2 protein-coding genes and 1 pseudogene are annotated in these 2,310 nt (G+C 68.3%); 1 reads left to right on the plus strand and 2 read right to left on the minus strand.

Annotated elements, in window-relative coordinates; translation table 11 throughout:
- Nucleotides 1-246 precede the first annotated feature (246 nt).
- Complete coding sequence (locus tag CcI156_RS27525; RefSeq protein WP_083503475.1) at nucleotides 247-585, plus strand: transposase family protein; 339 nt, start codon at nucleotides 247-249, stop codon at nucleotides 583-585.
- Nucleotides 586-597: 12 nt separating this feature from the next.
- Here the strand turns inward: CcI156_RS27525 and CcI156_RS23565 are convergent.
- Both CcI156_RS23565 and CcI156_RS23570 read right to left on the minus strand, forming a co-directional pair.
- Nucleotides 598-1,419 (minus strand): annotated as a pseudogene (locus CcI156_RS23565) (transposase); the annotation flags it as partial.
- Between the two features lie 103 nt (nucleotides 1,420-1,522).
- A complete protein-coding gene (locus tag CcI156_RS23570) occupies nucleotides 1,523-2,113 on the minus strand; it encodes a group II intron maturase-specific domain-containing protein (RefSeq protein ID WP_076808326.1) in 591 nt (196 codons plus the stop codon).
- Between the last annotated feature and the right edge of the window lie 197 nt (nucleotides 2,114-2,310).

Raw genomic sequence — 2,310 nt, forward strand, 5'->3', positions numbered from 1 at the left:
CCCGAAAGCTACGCCGCGGGACTCCACCTACGCGGATCCATCCTCTGGCTACGCAGCCTCCCGACCCCATGATCCGAACCCAGAACAGGCCCTAGGTGACGCCGCCCCGGTGGCTGATGGTGATCGTGGTGGGGTTGGGTGTCCCGGGGTGAGGCGCTGGGCGGCCTGTGGGCGTGTTCCCGGGGATGGAGGCAACGGGGCCCGGTAGGGACGGGATTGCCTAGATCTCACCCCCGGGAGGCCCCGTTGCCCGTCCAGTCTCGCAAGCCAGCAGAGGTGTCCCACCCGGCCGGGGAAGCGCAGGAGGCGCTGGCGGTGCTGGCCACGGCGGGCGGGCCGGTGGCGGAATGTTTCGAGCAGATCCCGGACCCGCGGGACCCGCGCGGGGTACGTCACCGGCTGCCGGTGGTGCTGTCGCTGTGCGCGGCGGTGCTGTGTGGGGAGAGCGGCCTGGCCGGGGTCGCGGCCTGGGTCGCCGCCGAGGGCCCCGGCGACCCGACGGGTGAGGGCTGTCGGTGGCCGAGGCCGGGGATCGCGGTCGACGGTGCTGTCAAGTTCTCGGCTCTGTCGCAGATTCGGTGGTGACGGAGGGCAACGTTAGCCGAGCAAGATCCGATGTCGGAGGAGCGCGAACCCTGCTCGTCCGTACATCTGACGCTTGATCAGTTTGGTTTTGGTGTTGACGCCTTCGGTCCCGCCGTTGTGGTAGGCGCAGGTCAGGGCGGCGTTGACGGCGTCGCGGTCCAGCTCGAGTCCGCGGGTGAAGGCGTGCAGGTGGGGCAGGTCTTCAGTCCGTGCCTGGCTGATCCAGGCGGTCAGCCGTTCGGCGTTGCCGTCGGCGGGGGTGAGCATGGCCGCGAAGGACCGTACGAGCCCAGCGAGTGCGGTCATTTCCGGGCAGGCGGCCATGAGGGTGTCGAGCAGCTCCCGCTGGTGGTCTTTGAGCTGGTCGGGGGCGGTGAGCAGGTGGCGGGTAAGGCGTCGTGGCGAGATCGCCGGCCGGTCCGACTCGACCCGGCCTTGGGTGATGTACCGGTAGAGCAGGTTGAGGTTACCGGTGTAGCCGAGATCCTTGATCTCGGCGAACAGGCGGAGAACGGGGACTGCTGGGTCCTGCTCACGCCGCTGGCGTAGGTGGTCGCGCTAGGGGTCGACGAGGGTAGGACGGTACTGCGGTGCCCGGATGAGACGCTCGGGCTCACTGATCCGCGCGTAGCGTGTGACCGTGTTCAGGGTGAGGCCGAGGCGGCGGGAGCACTCCAGCAGGCCGACGCCCTTGTCGAGCAGGTTGTGGACCTGCGCCCAGCGTTCGCGGGTGGTTATCGCCCGGGCGCCCTCGCGGATCGGCGGTGGTGCGGCCTTGGCCCGGCAGGTGCTGTGCGCGGCGACCTTCTGGCGGACGGCCTCGGCGAGGTTGTTGGGTCGGACCGGGGCGCCCTGCCGGGGTTGCTCCCGGTGGGTTTCCCCGGTCCGCCCGCCGAACCCGGCGTGCCCGTCTCCGGGCACCGGGCTCTCCACTCGATCATGCCGTCGGGGTTGGGCCTGTCAGGGCATCCGGCCAGGGGGTGGGGATGTTGCCGCCTCGGTATCGGTAGCGGGTGATCGGCACCTGGCCGAGGTGGAACAGCGTCATCCCGTCCAGTTCGATGTCTTTCCGTCCTCCGTGCGGAGTCCGGAGCCATCGCCGGATGGCCGTCCAGCTCCGGCGGTGCCGGTGCATCACCCAGCGGATCATCCGCCACCAGACGAAGGTGTGCAGACGGGCCAGGGTGTGCTTGGCGACCGCGTGCTGGAAGTAAGCGGYCCACCCGCGCGGGATCTGGTTGATCCGGATCAGTGCGATTCTGTAGTCGAGATGCGACAACTTCCGGGTCAGTGATCTGATCTTCCGTTTCAGCGACGCGACAGGTTCGTCGGCGATGAAGGGGTAGACGTGCCAGTTGTCCGTTCCTCGCTTCCGCTTCCAGACGATGCGGAAGCCGAGGAAGTCGAACCCGTCCGCGAGGTGGACGATCCGGGTCTTGGCCGGGGACAGGGCGAGCCCCATTCCCGCCAGGACTCTGCTCACCTGGCCGTGCAGGGCGTCGACGTGTTCCCGGGTGCCGTGGACCATGACGACGAAGTCGTCCGCTTATGCCGAGGTCCGGGTTATGCCGGMTCTGGCTGTGATTTGCCTGGTCAGGGCGGTGAACGGCTACCTGATCTCGGCATAACCCCAGGGCTCCGGCGAGGTAGCGCAGCGTCATAGTTGGTAGCTGTTGGTAGCCTGCCTGGTGATCACTTCTGGGCATCCGATGGGCGATTGATTGT

The organism is Frankia sp. CcI156, from assembly GCF_001983015.1.
GTDB lineage: Bacteria > Actinomycetota > Actinomycetes > Frankiales > Frankiaceae > Frankia > Frankia casuarinae.